Genomic DNA, 17411 nt, shown 5'->3' on the forward strand with positions numbered 1-17411 from the left:
AAAATTACAAGTATGCAAAGATTAACGTTCGAAGCTATCACACATTTTTGATTGATGGATATTTTAGACTAAATATGTATTGACTTAGTAATTTTTATTCTAAATGAACATAATTAAAATATAAATACCAATGATGTTTGTTCTTGTTTATTGGTTTTTATTTTAATTCAATATCTGGTTTAAAAAAAATCAGATGTTGAATATTTATACAAATACTCAGTAATTTATTAAAAAGAAGCTTATAACTTGTTTCAAGGTTACTTTCCAACGGCTTTATTGCACAAATATTTGAAAGGCAAAGCGCCCCTAATTGAGCCAAATTTAAGGCGTAACTTGGGTAAGTGGTCGACCTAATTCCGTAAATCTATTAATGACTGCTACACGTGCATGAAGCTCATTGACTTGGCTATCAAAACTCCTTGTACTGAGTTTATCTCCTAATAATTTAATGCAGCGCATCTTAGTTTCAACTAAACTTCGCCGATGATAACCTGACCATTTTTCCATAGTGTCTACCTGAGAAGCACTACTTCGCAAGATTAACTGTTCGAAGTAATTCATTTCGCTCTAGCGAGCTACTCTTTGTATCTTTCCATGGTTTCGCATTTTTTCTAGGTGGAATCACCGCATGCGCTTGCCGATCTGCAATGACCTGACGGCATTGCTTGGTGTCATAAGAGCCTTCAGTATAAACAGAGTCAATCCGCTCATCTTGTGGAGTTTGATCAAGTAAATCACCAAGAAACTGTGAGTCACTGACATTATTTTTTGTAAGCTGAACTGCACGTATTTGCAGTGTTTCAGCATCTATATCTATGTGCAGTTTACGCCATTGTCGTCGATATTCAGGCTGATGCTTCTTGCGTTTCCATTCACCTTCACCTAAAAAACTCAAGCCAGTAGAGTCAATGAGTAGATATAGTCCATCACAAGTTTTTTGATAGCTAATCGCAATATGCTTTTGTCTTCTGCATATGGTCGAATAATCTGGGGCCGTCCCATTTAAGCCAGAGAGTTTAATCAGACTTTGCACAAAGCCAGTGACCATACGTAAAGACAGACGAAATAAAGATTTAATCATTAAGCAGCATTGGATGGCTGCGTCGGAATAGATTTGATTTCGCCCGTGTTTACCGATGGACGGAGCATACCATTCGGTGGCTGAATCAAACCAAATGGCAATGTTTCCGCGATGAATGCGTGCTCGGTTATATGAAGACCAATTGGTTGTACGATAAATTTTAGGTGTAGGCTTATTCATTTGACAATTATATTATGGAATAAGCCTTAGAGATAGGTTTGTGCAACAAAGTATATTTAAACTGAAAAAAGGAAATAAACGCAGTTTCATTTGTAAATAAAAATGAATACAATTCTCATTAATATTAATTCCTTCTCCATATTTATGTTGTATAGAAAATCCCCTCTTGTTCTTGCGATGCTTCCTCTTATCGTTTCTACAGCATATGCGCAATCTCATTCCACTGAGAGTGAGTCCTCTACTCTACCTACCATCACCATACAAGCCCAAGAAGCTAAATCACCATATGTTGCTCAACATGCAGCATCTTTACTCAAATCTGATGCTTCACTTTTTGAAACAGCTCAATCCGTAAGTGTTGTCACACGTGAACAATTAGATCAAAAGCAAGCTACAACCTTAGCTGAAGCAATCAATGGTGTTGCCGGTGTAGTCTCTGGTCAACGTGGTCGCCGCGGATGGGATGACTTCAATATTCGTGGGCAAGGTGCAAATAATCAGATCTTTGTTGATGGGCTTAGAACATCTGCTCGATCTGCTGTTGCGGTTGATTTATCTGGGATTGATCAAGTACAAGTACTTAAAGGCCCTGCATCCGTAAGCTTTGGGCAAGTAGCACCTGGAGGTTTAGTAAATTTAGTGACTAAACGGCCTGAAGCGGAAAGTTTTGCTCAAACAGACGTAAGCTATGGAAGTTATGATTTTAAACAAGCCAACTTCGATTTGAACTATGCCCCGCATGAAACTGAAAAAGGAGCCTTCCGTTTAACAGGCCGATATGCAGATCAAGATGATCCTGTTGACTATGTTTATTTTAAAAATCTATACATCTCTCCAACTTATAATTTTGATTTAGGAGATCATGCTGATCTTTCCGTGATTGCCAGCTATCAACATCGTGAATATCAACGTTATCAAGGTGCACCATTAGTCGGTACATTACTGCCAAGTGCATTAGGTAAGATTGATTCCTCTTTCTTTAGTGGAGACCCTTCATCAGATCCTTACAAAGCAGATGTATATCGTGCAGGGTGGAATTTTAAATATGATTTCGGTAATGACTTAGTCTTTAAGCAAAATGCGGCTGTTCAAAAAACTGAAATGAATGGTGGCTTCATTTCTCTACAAGCGGGTAGTACTGAAACTGCGGTAAAACGCCGATTAGAGGTTCAAGATTGGGATTATACCAATTATACAATCGATAATAACCTTCAAAAGAAGTTGCAAATTGGAAACAGTGAACATGATCTACTGGTCGGTTTTGACGTTATGCAGGAGAAGCGAGAAACAGCTGCGGACCGTTGTAACTTTGCAACAATTAACCCTTTCGCACCACAGTACAATCAAGGCTGTATCAATACACTCAGTTTGAATAGCCATAGTATTACCAATTTGCGTGATATGGGGATTTATGCCCGAAATCGCATCATTTTAAGCGATCAGTGGATTATAAATTTGGCTGGTCGATATGACTGGGCAAAATCCTCCTCAGAGAATGTCCTAAAAGGAACTAAAACTGATCCTCAAGAGGATCATGCTTTTACTGGTAATGCATCGATCATGTATTTAGTAAATGACTTGATTGCTCCTTACGTTAGTTATGCAACTTCTTTTGTTCCCAACATTGGTACCGATAGAAATAATGCCCTATTCGACCCAGAGAAAGGCAAGCAATATGAAGCAGGTGTTAAATTCCAAGGTGCGGATCAACTGATTCAAGGTACATTATCTTGGTTTGATTTACGTCGTCAGAATGTTCTGGTGAATGATCCAACTGATATTAGCTACCAAATTACTGAGGGTGAGCAGACCACTCGTGGTATTGAAGCTGAAATAAATACCGCAATCAATGATTATTGGACTGCTTCTGTCGCATATGCTTATACATATGACTCTAAAACAACTAAGAGTACTGATATCAGCAGTATTGGACAACGTTTAGAAAATACTCCAGAACACACTTATAGCTTTATGGCTCGTTATCGTCCTCAAGGTTCTTTGGGGTGGTATGTAGGTGCAGGAATTACGGGTGCCAGTGAAACAGAGTTATCAGGTCTCGATATTGAACTACCTGCTTATACTATTTATAACGCTGACGCAGGATATGATGCAGAACATTGGGGAGCACAATTATCTGTTCGCAATCTTTTTGATAAAAACTACTATTCGGGTGTAATTGATAACCGAGTCGTGGCTTTTGGTAACCCCCGTCAAGTAAATTTTACGGTTAAATTCAAGTATTAAAAACATCCTAATAACATGAATTTAGCAAAGTATGCACATGTACTTATACTTTGCTAATTAAATATCTATCAACATAATAGACCTCTTGCGTTAGTCAAAATTTAATCAGTGATAAACGTTGATTTTTAAATAAATATCAAAGTCTAAAATAGTCAAAAATAATACTTTCGCAAGAGGTTTAATATTCATTTGATAGCATGTTGAACCGTACCGGGTTTGTTTGAGACCAACTTTCCTGAGATGAGAAGCATTGCTTCGCACGACGTAGCGAAGCGTAGTGTTCCGATGAAGAAAGTAAAATATACCCCTGAAATCAGAGATAGAGCGGTTCAATTATTGATTGACTACCAAGACGGTATCTCAGGTGAGTGACTTTACGTATATTCAAACAAATTCAGGCTGGGTCTATACCGCCTTTATTATTGATGTGTTCTCACGAGCAATTGTTGGATGGAAAGTATCAACACGTATGAATACAGATATGGTACTCGATGCATTAGAGCAAGTATTGCACGATCGAGGCATGCCAAAGAATGTGATTCACCATTCCTACAGAGGTATGCAATATCTTTCCATTCGCTATACCAATCGTTTAGGAGCAGAAAATTTACGAGCATCAATCGGTACAACGGGAACTCATATGATAATGCTTTGGCTGAAACAGTAAATGGCTTATACAAAACAGAGATGATTGAATATTTAAAAGCAGATTGGCAAAGTTTAGCAGATGTACAACTTGCGACATTAAATTGGGTAGATTGGTTTAATAAAAAGCATGTACACAGTGCACTAGGTTATGTATCGCCTTTTGAGTTTGAAGCAATGTACTATGATAAGATTAACCCGTTAGGTCAGGTGGCCTAACTTAAATAAAAAAATCTCTGATAAATCCAGTAAGGTTCAAAATGCGATTTATGGCTTTTTTATGTAAAAAAAAGTAATATCTGTTTTATTGTTAAATTATAACAATTAGTATAAATACACCTATGATTTACAGATGAAAAAGGTAGTTAAATGAAATATTTTCTAAGTTTAACTTTGTTAGTTTTAACAATGACTGGGTGTACTTCGAGTCCAAAGACTGAAACTTTACAAGATAAGGCTACAAGCAATACTTCAGCTGATACGCAGGTCCTTAAATTTTCTGGTCCAAATGGTTTATTAATTTTTCTGAAATCATCGGATAACTTTGAAACTGCTTTAATGACTGATAACTCAGGCATGGTATATCGTTTAAAGCAAACAGTTGCTGGTAGTGGTATTCGTTTAGCTAATAATAATGGAGTTTCAATTCACTTTAAACGTGGTGAAGGGGTTGTTGAATTTGTAAAAGACCAGCCAATCAGCATTACTGAAGTAAAATAATAAGGTTTAAACTTTAAGAGAACCCCACACCATAATCTGCATACCGAAAGTTGGACACTATTCCTTGAAATGTGGTCAAACATGATCAAGGACTAATTCGCACTCTGTTAATGGGTGAATTCAAACATGAGGTGCGACAGTTGCAAAAGCCTTATGATAATCTGTGTGATTCATAGACATCACTTCAATATAATGGGTGTCTATGAACAGAGAAATTCAACAAAGACTCGTATGGGTTAAATTATTTGAAGAGACCAATAATGCTGGCCTGGTTTGTCGGAGATGTGGCATTTCTAGACCAACTTTATGCAAGTGGTGGAAACGATATTCTGAACAAGGTATTGATGGATTAAGTAGTCATAGTAAATGTTCCTTAAAATCGCCAAATACTAAAATCAATGCTGAGCTAGAAGCTTTAAAGTTAGGGCTATCAAAGCGCCAGCTAGTAATTTCGTATTCGCTATTTCCATAATAAGGTTACCCTAATTCTTGTATCGCTCCTGACATAATAACATAACTAATAAGTAACCATGAATGATGGAGCAGAAATGTGAATGGTCATAACATGGGGTTGCACTTCAAATGCCAATTTAAGACTTGCAAAATCAATGGTTAATTAATTGGTTACTAGGGAATAACCAATCTAAATATAAATTATATTTAACAATTACTTATAAAAATATGTGATGCGTATGATACGCATCATATGAATATCGCTTAAATTTGCTATAATTGAATTGAGCAGTGCCATTTGTGGTTAGGTTAAAAATTCATGAGTCTTACTGAAATTAAGGTACGTCAAGCTAAACCAAAGGAAAAAATCTATTTTCTGGCAGATGATGACGGCTTAAGTTTGAAGGTAGAACCAAACGGACGTAAATCTTGGAGTTACCGCTATTCACTTGCAGGGACAAATAAACGTCCTCGCATGAAGTTGGGTGAATATCCTGTAATGTCCTTGAAAGAGGCCAGATTAGTCCGGGATGAATATAAATTTAATAATTATGAAAATAAACCACTGCATAAAAAATACATCAAAACTTTTCAGGATATTTGTGAAGAGTGGTTAGAATTTAAAATTAAAAATTCCTTTGAAGATGAACCACGATGCGGTGTAATTCAGCTCGCAAAAAAATGTTTAGATCAGGATGTTTATCCAAATATTGGACTAATACCATTTATTGAAATTAAAAGATATGATCTAGTTAAGATTATTAAAAATATAGAATCTAGAAATGTAAAAGAACCTGTAAAGAAAGCCTATAGTTATTTAAATCAGATTTATGATTATGCTGTAGCAATGGGTTATTGTGAATATAATATTGCCCATGGTCTTCATAAAATATTAATCAATAATAAAATTAAAAAAAATTATCCGTATTTAAACTCAGATGAACTATCTAGCTTTTTAGCTAGATTAAAGCAGGTTAATACAGATCCTATTATTAAAAAAGCCCTATTATTTAAGTTATATACAGGCGTACGAGGTGGAGAATTACTGCTTTGTGAACCGCATCATTTCGATCTGGATAAAAAAATATGGAAAATACCAGCCTTACATATTAAACAATATAGAAGAAAAGTTATTTTAGGTCATGATATTCCTGAATTTTTAGTTCCACTATCTGATCAAGCACTTGAAGTTGTAAAATCAGCACTCGTTTGGTCTCATGGCGAAAAATATGTGTTTTCTAGCCCCCGAAACAATAATAAACCTATTCATTTTAATACCCTGAACTTGATTATCAGAAAAATGGGATATACTAAAAATGAATTAACTTCTCATGGGTTACGATCGACATTTAGTACCATATTAAATGAATCCGGTTTATTTCAATCAAATTGGATTGAAGCACAGCTATCTCATACTGATAAAAATAAAACCCGTGCAAGTTATAATCATGCAGAATATTTTAATCAGCGTATGGAAATGATGCAATGGTGGGGCGATTTTATTGATAGTTGTACTGTAAATTAATGGTTATGAAATCCAAGTTTTAATTAGAATAGGCTTTGTTGCACAAACCTATTCACCGCTATAAATCATTATCTAAAATTGCATCTCGTGGTAAAAGCTCAATGGGCCGGTTCTATGGCTATAAATTACATGTTGTGATGAATCAACTTAGAGAAATAGTCTGTTCACAATGATGATTTCTCTTAACTCGTAAAGTTTATGAAGGTGTTGAACGTGTTCAACTGAATCTTAAGCAAGGTAAATGGATAGAAGAGAACTTCATTAAGTCGTATCAAAATATTCTTGAAAAATAGGCATTTCATTTCACATTAGAGCGAGAATCTAATGAGAAAGTTGCCTGATTGAATGTAGTGAATAGATTCATTGCATAATTATTGACTAAAATTTTCTATATCAGCCTATTTAAGATTAATCGGGCTGATTCTATTAGGTCGAATATAATAGCGACCTGCTTTAATCATTTTTATTTGAACTTTATTTTATGTCACAGCTTGCTTCCCATTTTAAGCACAATCAGTTTTGTATTTTGTTGGAATATTTAAGTTCTGCTAAGGGCATTGCCGTACCAATGTCTTTAGCAGAATTTCCATGTGCGATCACTTTGGCAGATCGAGTGCATGCCGATAGTGATTTGCCACCACTTGAATGTGCGAAGACATTTTCTTCATCAGTGGAAAAAATCATCCATTATTCAGGGAAAGGTCGGGATATTACTGATTTTGAGACCTTCTTAAAATTAACTCAAGCTTCAGGACAAAGAAATTTACTGCTTCTCACAGGTGATAAGTTAAAAGGGCATACAAATGGTCAAGATGGAACGAATCGCACCCGATATTTAGAGTCTGTAAATGCGGTTATGGCCGCAAAGTGTTATGGTGGATTTCATATTGGTGTAGCTTTTAATCCCTTTAAATATGCTGAAGCTGAACGTGATGCACAATATTTAAAACTTCACAAAAAGATTAAAGCAGGAGCAGACTTTATCGTTACCCAGTTGGGTTACGATATGGAGGCTTTAAAACAAGCCAAGGCTTTTTTAAATCGTCATCGATACCCACAAAATATACTTGCTTGTGTTATGCCACTTAGTTTGGCACGTGCCAATTTTATGGTGAAACATAAGATCGCAGGAATTGTGATTACACCACACATGTTACGAGTGTTGGCTCAGGAAGAACAGGATGGACGAACTGAGAATGCTTATAAACGTTGTGCTATACAAATATTGATGTGTAAGTATTTGGGTTTTGCAGGTGTGCATCTTTCAGCATGCCATAAGCCTGAAGAGCAAAAGCTTTTAGAAAAATATATTGAACAATATCGACATTATGGTTTACAGGAACTCGAAGCACTCTGGAATGCACTGTGGCAAGTGGAGACTAAAAAGGAACTCGTGCCACAATTAGCTTATTATTCCCGCCAACCATCCTCTAGCCAGCTTATTAAATATCAGCAATTGCATTTCATGCACAAGGCTCTATTTGAGTCCAAAATTGCCAAAGGTGTGGGGCATTTTATTTTTAAAGCCTCACTCTGGGAAAATACGCCTGCAGCAAAAGCATTGTTAAAAACTGAATTTATCTCTAAGCAAGGGGTCGTGGGTTGTGAAAGTTGTGGTCAATGTAGGTTAGGAGATACTTTATATATTTGCCCTGAAACTTGCCCCAAAGGATTGGCGAATGGTCCTTGTGGTGGTACGACATTGGATCGCTGTGAGTTTGGAGATCGTGAATGCATTCATTCTGTGAAAGCCCGACTTGCCAAAGCCGTGGGACAGACTGATGTTCTAAAAGAAAAACTGATTCCAACTGTGCCTATTGAAGTCCGTGGAACCAGTTCCTGGAAAAATTGGTATCTGGCGACCGAAGCTTAGCTTTCATCATCCATGGCATTCGAATAAAATTTCACGCCCAATTTGATGCGATCACGACCTTGGCTCATACGCCAACGGTTGGTATCACGTAAGGAGTATACACAGCCACAATATTCTTGTTGGTAGAATTCTTCCTTCTTGCTGATTTCAAGCATACGAACAGCACCACCATTTTTACGCCAGTTGTAGTCCCAATAGGTGATACCTTCATAATGTGAAGCAGAACGATGCCCACAATCATTGATCTGCTTCATATCTTTCCAACGAGAAATACCCAATGAGCTACTAATTAGGCTGAAGCCATTTTCAGCTGCATAAAGGGCAGTCCGTTCAAAGCGCATATCAAAACACATGGTACAGCGAATACCTTTCTCTGGCTCATTTTCCATGCCTTTGGCACGTGCAAACCAATTGTCTGTATCGTAATCACAGTCAATAAAAGGAATATTATGTTTTTCTGCAAAGCGAATATTTTCTTCCTTACGGATTTCATATTCCTTGACAGGGTGAATATTGGGATTATAAAAAAAGATCGAAAAGTCGATGCCTGATTCAATTAGGGTTTCCATCACTTCACCCGAGCATGGTGCACAGCAGGAGTGAAGCAGAAGCTTGTCGTGACCTGCTGGGAGAGTCAATTTCTGACGTTCAAGTTTGTTTGACATAGTGATATGGGTTTAAATCTAAACCCTATATTTTAACGATTTAATTAGATAGTAAGGATTTGATATACTGATATTTTCTAAGGTTAAGATGAAAGAAATTCACTAATTGAAATTTAATAAGAACTAAAGTATATAAGAGAATAACTACAATAATGCTTTGGAATCAGAACATTGCAAGTTAATCAAGAGTCATTGAATGAAGCTTTAAAATTAAGTGAAGAAATTATTAGTAATATTGAGTTAAGTACCTCTTCTTTATCTAATTGCGCATTAAAGGCGAGTAGATTGGCAAGATTGCTAAATGAATTCGATTACCAAAGTACCATTATCAGCACAAAAATTTGCATCTGTTTATGAGAATTTAACGTCCGAAAATTCAGAGGATTGGTCAAATGCCGTTCATAGTTGTAGGCGAATATTACAAGATACTGCTGATGTGATTTATCCTGCTAGAGAGGATAAGACTATTAATTTAGATAATGGTAAAACTAAAATTATTAAATTAGGTGTGGATAATTATATAAATCGAATTATTACATATGTTGATGAGCAGTCAGACTCTAAAAGATTTGAGGAAATCGTTGGTTCACAGATGAAATATTTGGGTGAACGGTTAGATGCTATTTTCAAAGCTGCTCAGAAAGGTTCTCATAATATTATTACTTCTAGGCAAAAAGCTGATCGTTATGTTATTTACACATACTTGATAGTTGGAGATTTATTATCTTTGGTAGAGTTGCAAAAAACATTACCAATTTCAGATAAAGATTTTAGATAGCCGCTTAGCTTGCAAAATCAATAAGTATTTGGACACCCATTCTTCTTTAACTTGGACATTTTAATAAATCGTTAATTTTTGCAATGTTCCTCAGTTGGCAATATGAAGACCATGCCACTCACCAATGAGCTAATACGATTACTTTCAGCCTTGCGCTGCTTAGTATTCACCGACAGAGCATAGATGATCATTGTGTCCCGATACATTTTTTCAGGCTCAACTTCATAGTCAATTTTCGAAGCACAAATCATTTGCCTGCTGACTTTGTGTGATGCTCTACGATAGGCTTCACGATCATCACTAGCCAACGTCAGCTTTGTTCGTAATTCTTTTGCATACTGCATATATACGCTAACAAATTTGGGGTTATTTCCATATTTGAGATTTATGTATCCCTCAATATCATCTCGAACACCATTACTGTTTGCATCAATCCCACCAATGGTTTTTGTTTTATCTTCATTTTTTAGGAAGTTCGATGTTCTCACTTCTTTTAGTGAATTGTGAATACTTGGATTAAGAAGCGAGGAACAGCCTGTCATAAATATACTTAAGCAACTCAGTGCAATAACTGCTTTTTTCATAGGACTTATTTTACTTTTTCATTTAAATTTCGTTTTAGATACAAAGAGTATCTGAAAATCAGAGTATCCAATTAAAAGAAGAATCTATGTCCAGTACGATATACTATTAAGTGTCCAATTGGACCAGAATATGCTCTTAGCTTACTGAATAACTAAAAATCCTCAGCATCTTTAATTTATTAAGATGAGTATTTCTCATCTTAAGCTGAATTTATATCGTTTTACTCACTTTCTTATTCACGTTTAAATACAGCCATTCAGAAATTTAGCTTTTTATAAAATTTTTAGGTGGTAATCTCCATGAGTACAGCATTTGAATGTTCAATTAAACGTATCCGTTTTGATGAAAACTACACGCCAGCAGAAAGCACACGTTTAACCACAAATTTTGCCAATTTGGCACGTGGAGAAAGCCGTGAAGAAAACTTGCGTCGTACCCTTGCGATGATCAACAACCGTTTTAATAGCTTGGCGACCGTTGATAACCCGAAAGGTGATCGCTACTCACTTGAGATCGACATCATTTCTGCTGAAATTGATATCGAAGGCAATGGCCAAACCTTTCCATTTATTGAAACACTGAAAAGTGTAGTGATTGACCATAAAACAGGGGAGCGTATTGAAGGCATGATCGGCAATAGCTTCTCATCTTATGTGCGTGATTACGACTTCAGCGTAGTATTGCCTCAATTGGGTTGTGGTGTAGGTGAAAAACCTGAAGATTTTGGAGATCTACATGGTAAATTGTATCAACATTTGGTGAATTCAGATGTATTTAAGGCAGAATTTACCAAGCCACCTGTGATTTGTTTAAGTGTTTCAACCTCTAAAACCTATTACCGTACGGCAAACGTACATCCTATTTTAGGTGAGGAATATACCAATGATGAATATTCACGTACCGATGAATATTTCGCCAAAATGGGCTTACGTGTACGTTACTTCAAACCAGAAGGTGGTAATGCACCATTAGCATTCTATTTCGCTGGCGACTTAGTTCGTGATTATACTGATTTTGAATTGATCAGCGCGATTGCAACCATGGAAAGCTTCCAAAAAATTTATCGTCCTGAAATTTACAACACCAACTCTCCGGCAGGTGTGGAGTATCAACCAAGCTTGAGCTATGGCGATTACTCACTGACACGTATCGTTTATGACCGTGTTGAACGTAGTGAGTTAGCGGTTAAGCAAGGTAAATGGACAGAAGAAAACTTCATCAAACCATATCAAGATATTTTAAATGAATGGGCAGCAAACTTTAAGGTCGAAACAGCTGCTTAAGACATCGAATTGACACACAGACTGACGAATTTTAGAGAAAGAAGATTAGACATGGCGCTTACACAACCGAAACTTTTACTCCCAACTTCAACTGCGGGTAGCTTGCCAAAACCGTCTTGGTTAGCTGAACCTGAAAAATTATGGTCTGCATGGAAGCTTGAAGGCGAAGAATTATTAGAAGCTAAACGTGATGCTTTGAAATTATCATTACATGAGCAAGTCACTGCAGGTATCGATATCGTGAGTGATGGTGAGCAAACCCGTCAGCACTTTGTAACCACGTTTATTGAACATCTTGAAGGTGTAGATTTCGAAAAGCGTGAAACCATGCGTATTCGTAATCGTTATGATGCAAGTGTACCTTCAGTTGTGGGTGAAGTTTCTCGTAAAAAAGCAGTGTTTGTAGACGATGCGAAATTTTTACGCAGCCAAACCAGTCAGCCAATTAAATGGGCGTTGCCTGGTCCAATGACCATGATTGATACACTTTTTGACGGACACTACAAGAGCCGTGAAAAACTGGCTTGGGAATTTGCCAAAATTTTGAACCAAGAAGCTTTAGAACTTGAAGCAGCAGGCGTAGACATTATTCAATTTGATGAACCTGCGTTTAACGTATTCTTTGATGAAGTGAATGACTGGGGTGTACCAACCTTAGAACGTGCACTTGAAGGTCTAAAATGTGAAACCGCAGTTCATATTTGCTATGGTTACGGCATTAAAGCCAATACAGATTGGAAACAAACTTTAGGTAATGAATGGCGTCAATACGAAGAGTCATTCCCGAAACTACAACAATCTAAGCTCGATATTATTTCACTTGAATGCCAAAACTCACGTGTACCAATGGATTTAATCGAATTGATCCGTGGTAAGAAAGTGATGGTGGGTGCAATTGATGTGGCAACCACTCAAGTGGAAACTGCAGAGGAAGTAGCAAATACGCTACGCAAAGCATTGCAATTTGTTGATGCAGATAAACTGTATCCTTCAACTAACTGTGGTATGACACCGCTATCTCGCCAAGTGGCACGTGGCAAACTTGAAGCTTTAAGCGCAGGTGCTGCCATTGTTCGTAAAGAGCTAGAAGCTTAATCAAACGTAGTCTCGTGCGAAGCAGAACAAATCATCGCAAGGTCATTTGTCCAGCTTTATGCACGAGCACGTGATATGTACATTTGAGATGAAAGAGATGATTGAAGCAACAGACTTTAGAAATGCAATGTCTTTACTCACCACAGCAGTGAATGTTATTACGACTTTGGGTGAAAAAGGTATGCATGGATTTACTGCATCTGCCGTATGTAGCGTGACGGATACACCGCCAATGTTATTAGTCTGTATGAATCAATCCTCCCGTTCACATGCCCATTTTGTTGAAAATAAAGTCTTGGCTGTAAACGTACTAAGTACTCAGCATGAACAGCTTTCAAATGCTTTTGCTTCAAGTAAATTCAGCTCAGAAGATCGTTTCAAACTCGGTGATTGGAGTACGATGGAAACTGGTTCACCTATTTTGAAAGATGCCTTGGTCAGTTTTGACTGTGAGATTCAAGATATTCAGCAAGTCGGTACACACAGTGTATTCATGTGTCGTGTTCTTAAAGTTCAACAAAGCGATCAAGAAGAAAGTCTGGTGTATTTTAACCGTGCTTATCATCAAGTGGGTCAATTGGAACACGTTTAACCCAATGCCTTAATTCCTTCATCTTTTTAAAAGTTAGTCTATTGTGGAACTTATAACCTTTTTAATCATCGGTGCTTTTGCTGGTTTTGCGGCAGGGCTGTTTGGTGTCGGCGGTGGTACGATTATTGTACCACTGCTTTTTATTGTCTTTACCCAAATGGGCTATGACCCCGATGTGGTTATGCACCTCGCATTAGGCACATCTTTGGCAACCATTGTTGTAACCTCGATTAGCTCATTGATGGCGCATCATAAAACTGGTGCTGTGATTTGGCCTGTTTTTAAAAATCTAGCGCCACCTATGGTAATTGGTTGTTTTTTTGGGGCAGGTATTGCTGGTTTGATATCAGGATTACATCTACAAATCATTGTTGGCTTATTTCTGATTTGGGTCGCATATACGATGTTTACAGGTGCCAAAAAAGCAATTGACCCAACGAAAACGTTACCCTCATCAGGTCAACAAGTTGCTGCAGGTAGTGTGATTGGGGTTGCATCAGCAATCTTTGGTATTGGTGGTGGAAGTCTGACGGTTCCATATCTGAATCGCTATGGTGTGGTCATGCAGAAGGCTGTTGGAACATCTGCGGCGTGTGGGTTACCGATTGCGGTTGCAGGTGCATTAGGATTTATGCTTTTTGGCATGAATGCTGAAATCAATGTGCCGAATACTATTGGTTATGTTCATATTTATGCCTTCATTGGCATCAGTATCATGAGTTTCATCACTGCAAAATTTGGTGCGAAGGCTGCACATGCCTTATCGCCAGTAATGTTGAAGAAATGCTTTGCCCTTTTATTGGTCATTGTTGGATGCTTTTTCCTTGTGAAAGGATTCATTTGATATTACGCAATGATCATTCATCATGTTAAATAGCCTGCTTCATGTGGGCTTTTAATCTTTGCTTTTAATGTATCCTTACAAGGACAATGATTTGAGTTTCTCCCAAGATGATCGAATTAAAACACTTAAAAATGCTTTCAGCTTTAAGAGAACATGGTTCTTTAGTCGCAGCTGCGAGCGATCTTTGCATTACACCTTCAGCGGTATCTCATCAGCTACGTGAGCTTGATCAGTGGATGGGTATTGAGGTCGTGAACCGCAAGACTCGGCCTATTACTTTTTCTAATGTTGGTCAACGTCTACTAAAACTAGCAGATGAGATTTTGCCACAAGTACAAATCGCACAAGCTGATATCAGTAGAATTCTGCATGGTCAAACAGGTCGAATCACATTTTCTTCTGAATGCCATAGTTGTTTCGATTGGCTTATGCCACTATTAAATCAGTACCGTATTCAATATCCAGATGTCGATTTAGACTTCGCATCAGGATTTGAAGCGAATCCACATGAGTTATTGCAAAATGGCGAATTTGACTTACTGATTACAGCAGATCCAATCGCTTTAAAAGGTGTTGAATACTTTCCGGTATTTGAATATGAATCGCGACTTGTTTTATCAACAACCCATCCATTGGTACGTGTAGAACAAATTACCGCTCAAGAGTTAGCTGAAGAAACACTGATTACTTATCCAGTGGATAAACATCGTTTAGATATCATGTCGAAACTATTTATTCCTGAAAATATTCAACCTAAAAACATTCGAACCACTGACTTAACCCAAATGCTGATTCAGCTTGTGGCGAGCGGACGTGGTATTGCAGCGCTACCTGATTGGGTAGTGAATGAATATGAAGCGAAAGGCTGGGTCACGTCACGACGTCTAGAATGTGTTTCACCTGAAGGATTACGCCGAACCTTATATGCAGGTTTTAGAACGGGTGAAAAACAGAGAGACTATTTTGAAGGGTTCTTAAAGCAGCTTGAACGATTTTCTAAGAAACGAAATAGCTATTATGTTTAAATCTAGGCTTTTTTCCTTTACTTCAGGGTCAAAGGAGTGCTAAAAAAGTGTACAGTAGATTTGTATGTTATTCACCAATTAAAATGTCCTGTTTTTTTACCCCCCAAGAGTCAAGCACAGGATTCAGATTTCTTTGTTCAATAACAGCTTTCTGAGCTTTACGACTCGGCATACTTTTCTTGAAACGAGAACGTTTATTTTGTTTTTCCAATTCTTCATGTTGATGTTAAATATGCGCCAGGACTGAACCTAACCGCTTATTCTCAACAATCTCTCACTGATTCAGCTGACTTAATTTATCGAAGAGGCTGTAGTTGAGCTTTCGACCATCACACATGATGGCTACAGTACTTCCGGGTATTCCAAAAACTCAAGATATTTACTGATCAGCCTCTGATTTTCTTCTGTCTTCTCTAGGAGATATACGCATTTATCATAAGTAATGGTCAGGCTATTCGTGACTCTACGGGGTTCACGTCAAGTAAAAATCTCATCCAGTTCAAGATCAGATTCGGTTAATGGCTGATGCAGGTTCTTTGAGTTTCGCGCACATTTGGCAAACTTCTCTGATTAAACTGCTCAATGAAGCAGGTTAGCCAGGCATTCGCTTCGGCAATCGAACTGATGCCTTCCCAGACGTATCTCCTTGATCAAACGGTTTTGAAGGGTTCTATCGCGTTCTACGCGACCTTTGGCCTGTGGTGAGTTGCCAAAGATAATATCAATGTTTAACTCATTCAGAATCCGGTTAAATTGCGTGATCTGGCTGTCCTGCCTGGATTTCTGCTTAACTCTGAATACCAAATGTTTGTCGCTATAAAAGTCCAGAGGTTTGCCGTATTGTTCAATGTAGGCTCGGGTTGAAAGCATGTAATCAAAGGTCGTTTCAGCCTCACAAAAGCACAGATGCAACAGCTTTCCAGCGGCATCATCGATATAAACCAGCAAGCAGCATTTTACAGCTCGACCTTCAAACCAGTCATGGTATGAGCCATCAATCTAGATCAGCTCACCGAAGCAATCACGGTTATAGCGTGGCTGGTACGGACGTTTCATGCGCTGATCTCGATCCACAGGTCATTGGGCGTCATCCAGCGCCGAACGAACCGTTTCTACCGGGATATTCGGGTCAAATATGCTGCTGAGCTTCTCATGCGCCAATTTAGGTCCAAAGCCCAGCAGATGTTCAGAAATAATGGAAAGACATTTTGATTTTAACAGGACGTCATGGCGACGATGGCCAGGTTGACCACGACTGGCATGCGCCAGACCTGAAACCCCATCTTGATTAAGCTTCTGCAATAACCGGGTAAGTTGACGGGTAGAAAGATTCAGGATTTCAGCAGCACGGACCTGGATAATACGATGATCTCAAACGTCTTACAGAACTGCAAGACTTTGAATCTCTTTATCAGACATAGTGATTAGCATCTATATTTCATATCCAGTCCATGATGATAAAAACCATCATAAACTAGACATTTTAATTGGTGAATAACAGTGTTAAAATTCTCTTGAAAACTCAAACCTGTAGTTTATTTTTTGCCCCATCCCCCCAAAGTGGGCTTTTTTTATGATTTTTCACGTTCTACGTTTATTATTTAATCAAATTTTCACGACTTTTTTCATATTAGTTAAATAATTATGGTTAATCATAGGGTCTAAAAAAACGGCTCTAAAAGCCACTTTTTCGGTGCTAACTCAACATGCCCTAGAATAAGAATATGCTTATTGTTTTGCCTAGGAGTAGTCAATTCGTCATAGTTTGACTCAGTCTCTGACCGAGGATCTGTTGCTATATTCATATTACTAGATTCATTTAG

12 protein-coding genes and 6 pseudogenes are annotated in these 17411 nt (G+C 37.7%); 14 read left to right on the forward strand and 4 right to left on the reverse strand.

The window, feature by feature from the left end:
- Nucleotides 1-321: 321 nt before the first annotated feature.
- A pseudogene (locus tag RJ01_RS12015) lies at nucleotides 322-1261 on the reverse strand (IS5 family transposase).
- 144 nt (nucleotides 1262-1405) lie between these two features.
- Between RJ01_RS12015 and RJ01_RS12020 the strand changes: the two are divergent.
- The 8 genes and pseudogenes from RJ01_RS12020 (at nucleotide 1406) to RJ01_RS12040 (ending at nucleotide 8721) form a co-directional block, all read left to right on the forward strand.
- Complete coding sequence (locus RJ01_RS12020; RefSeq protein ID WP_034171287.1) at nucleotides 1406-3505, forward strand: TonB-dependent siderophore receptor; 2100 nt, start codon at nucleotides 1406-1408, stop codon at nucleotides 3503-3505.
- 364 nt (nucleotides 3506-3869) lie between these two features.
- A pseudogene (locus tag RJ01_RS15880) lies at nucleotides 3870-4369 on the forward strand (IS3 family transposase); the annotation flags it as partial.
- 150 nt (nucleotides 4370-4519) lie between these two features.
- A complete protein-coding gene (locus RJ01_RS12030; protein ID WP_034171257.1) occupies nucleotides 4520-4870 on the forward strand; it encodes a hypothetical protein in 351 nt (116 codons plus the stop codon).
- Nucleotides 4871-5072: 202 nt separating this feature from the next.
- Nucleotides 5073-5300, forward strand: a pseudogene (locus tag RJ01_RS15885) (helix-turn-helix domain-containing protein); the annotation flags it as partial.
- Nucleotides 5301-5642: 342 nt separating this feature from the next.
- Entirely contained in the window at nucleotides 5643-6848 is a 1206-nt protein-coding gene (locus RJ01_RS12035; RefSeq protein ID WP_034171258.1) for an integrase arm-type DNA-binding domain-containing protein, read from the forward strand.
- A 50-nt stretch (nucleotides 6849-6898) separates the two neighbouring features.
- A pseudogene (locus tag RJ01_RS15890) lies at nucleotides 6899-7015 on the forward strand (transposase); the annotation flags it as partial.
- Between the two features lie 9 nt (nucleotides 7016-7024).
- Nucleotides 7025-7141 (forward strand): annotated as a pseudogene (locus RJ01_RS16140) (putative oxygenase MesX); the annotation flags it as partial.
- 188 nt (nucleotides 7142-7329) lie between these two features.
- Complete coding sequence (locus RJ01_RS12040; protein ID WP_034171259.1) at nucleotides 7330-8721, forward strand: methylenetetrahydrofolate reductase C-terminal domain-containing protein; 1392 nt, start codon at nucleotides 7330-7332, stop codon at nucleotides 8719-8721.
- On the opposite strand, the gene RJ01_RS12045 is transcribed toward RJ01_RS12040, so the two are convergent.
- Nucleotides 8718-9386, reverse strand: coding sequence for an epoxyqueuosine reductase QueH (locus tag RJ01_RS12045; protein ID WP_004647714.1), 669 nt, complete (start codon nucleotides 9384-9386; stop codon nucleotides 8718-8720). The two genes, RJ01_RS12040 and RJ01_RS12045, sit on opposite strands and share 4 nt — an antisense overlap.
- 301 nt (nucleotides 9387-9687) lie before the next feature.
- Here RJ01_RS12045 and RJ01_RS12050 point away from each other — a divergent pair, with 301 nt between their 5' ends.
- Nucleotides 9688-10164, forward strand: a complete 477-nt coding sequence (locus RJ01_RS12050) for a hypothetical protein (protein ID WP_034171260.1) — start codon at nucleotides 9688-9690, stop codon at nucleotides 10162-10164.
- A gap of 71 nt (nucleotides 10165-10235) precedes the next feature.
- Here RJ01_RS12050 and RJ01_RS16605 read toward each other — a convergent pair whose 3' ends face one another.
- Nucleotides 10236-10748, reverse strand: coding sequence for a hypothetical protein (locus RJ01_RS16605; RefSeq protein ID WP_227504430.1), 513 nt, complete (start codon nucleotides 10746-10748; stop codon nucleotides 10236-10238).
- A gap of 300 nt (nucleotides 10749-11048) precedes the next feature.
- On the opposite strand from RJ01_RS16605, the gene RJ01_RS12065 reads away from it, so the two are divergent.
- The 5 genes from RJ01_RS12065 (at nucleotide 11049) to RJ01_RS12085 (ending at nucleotide 15588) form a co-directional block, all read left to right on the forward strand.
- On the forward strand, nucleotides 11049-12032 hold the full coding sequence (locus RJ01_RS12065) for a putative oxygenase MesX (RefSeq protein ID WP_034171262.1): 984 nt from the start codon (nucleotides 11049-11051) through the stop codon (nucleotides 12030-12032).
- A 51-nt stretch (nucleotides 12033-12083) separates the two neighbouring features.
- Nucleotides 12084-13127 (forward strand): methionine synthase, encoded by a 1044-nt coding sequence (locus RJ01_RS12070; RefSeq protein ID WP_004281804.1) that lies wholly within the window; start codon nucleotides 12084-12086, stop codon nucleotides 13125-13127.
- Nucleotides 13128-13224: 97 nt separating this feature from the next.
- Nucleotides 13225-13719, forward strand: coding sequence for a flavin reductase family protein (locus RJ01_RS12075; protein WP_034171288.1), 495 nt, complete (start codon nucleotides 13225-13227; stop codon nucleotides 13717-13719).
- A 43-nt stretch (nucleotides 13720-13762) separates the two neighbouring features.
- Nucleotides 13763-14563: a sulfite exporter TauE/SafE family protein gene (locus RJ01_RS12080; protein WP_034171263.1), complete on the forward strand. Its 801-nt coding sequence runs from the start codon at nucleotides 13763-13765 to the stop codon at nucleotides 14561-14563.
- 107 nt (nucleotides 14564-14670) lie between these two features.
- Nucleotides 14671-15588: a LysR family transcriptional regulator gene (locus tag RJ01_RS12085; protein WP_034171264.1), complete on the forward strand. Its 918-nt coding sequence runs from the start codon at nucleotides 14671-14673 to the stop codon at nucleotides 15586-15588.
- Between the two features lie 67 nt (nucleotides 15589-15655).
- Here RJ01_RS12085 and RJ01_RS15895 read toward each other — a convergent pair.
- A pseudogene (locus tag RJ01_RS15895) lies at nucleotides 15656-16950 on the reverse strand (ISNCY family transposase).
- Nucleotides 16951-17411 lie beyond the last annotated feature (461 nt).

This window comes from Acinetobacter sp. YZS-X1-1, assembly GCF_000804305.1.
In the GTDB taxonomy this organism is placed as follows: Bacteria; Pseudomonadota; Gammaproteobacteria; order Pseudomonadales; family Moraxellaceae; genus Acinetobacter; species Acinetobacter variabilis.